The organism is Vibrio sp. 1069 (assembly GCF_033340555.1).
Genome location: NZ_JAWOWP010000414.1, coordinates 1 through 682, shown reverse-complemented (window position 1 = coordinate 682; position 682 = coordinate 1). Strand labels below are relative to the sequence as shown.

2 pseudogenes are annotated in these 682 nt (G+C 46.5%); both read right to left on the bottom strand.

Going from position 1 to position 682, the window contains the following annotated elements:
• Positions 1-85: pseudogene (locus tag R7040_RS26860) on the bottom strand (16S rRNA (guanine(527)-N(7))-methyltransferase RsmG); the annotation flags it as partial.
• Positions 85-682: pseudogene (gene gidA / locus R7040_RS26855) on the bottom strand (tRNA uridine-5-carboxymethylaminomethyl(34) synthesis enzyme MnmG); the annotation flags it as partial. The pseudogenes gidA and R7040_RS26860, both read right to left, overlap by 1 nt.

The window sequence follows — 682 nt, the reverse complement described above, 5'->3', positions numbered from 1 at the left end:
CGACTAACTGCTCTCGTTGTTTTTCTGAAACGTCTAAATCGGTCTGTGCAATCAGTGAATCAAGCTTGGTTCGTAGTGCACTCATTACTCTTCCTCGCCTTTTTTCAGCAAGCCGTGCTTCTTCAGATGCACAAGAAGAATTGAAATCGCTGCAGGCGTAATGCCGGAAATACGCGAAGCAATGCCAATACTTTCCGGTTTGGCTTCGCTCAGTTTCGCAACCACTTCGTTCGACAAACCTTTTACGTCTTTGTAATCCAAATCCGCAGGCAGTTTTGTGTGTTCGTGGCGAAGTGATTTTTCGATCTCTTCTTGCTGACGCTTGATGTAACCGTCGTATTTCACCTGAATTTCTACTTGTTCTGCCGCTTGTTGATCTTCAAGAGCAGGAGCAAAGGCATCAAGTTGAGTCAATTGTGAGTATGAGATCTCTGGACGACGCAAAAGATCCTCACCACTTGCTTCACGCGCCATTGGCGTTTTCAGCAGTTTGTTCAGTTCATCAATGCCCGCCGAGTTCGGGTTTACCCAAGTAGACTTCAGACGCTGACGCTCGGTTTCCATGTTCTCGATTTTTTCGTTGAAACGCGCCCAACGAACATCATCAATCAAGCCAAGTTCACGAGCTTTTTCTGTCAAACGAAGGTCGGCGTTGTCTTCTCGAAGCAATAGGCGGTATTCA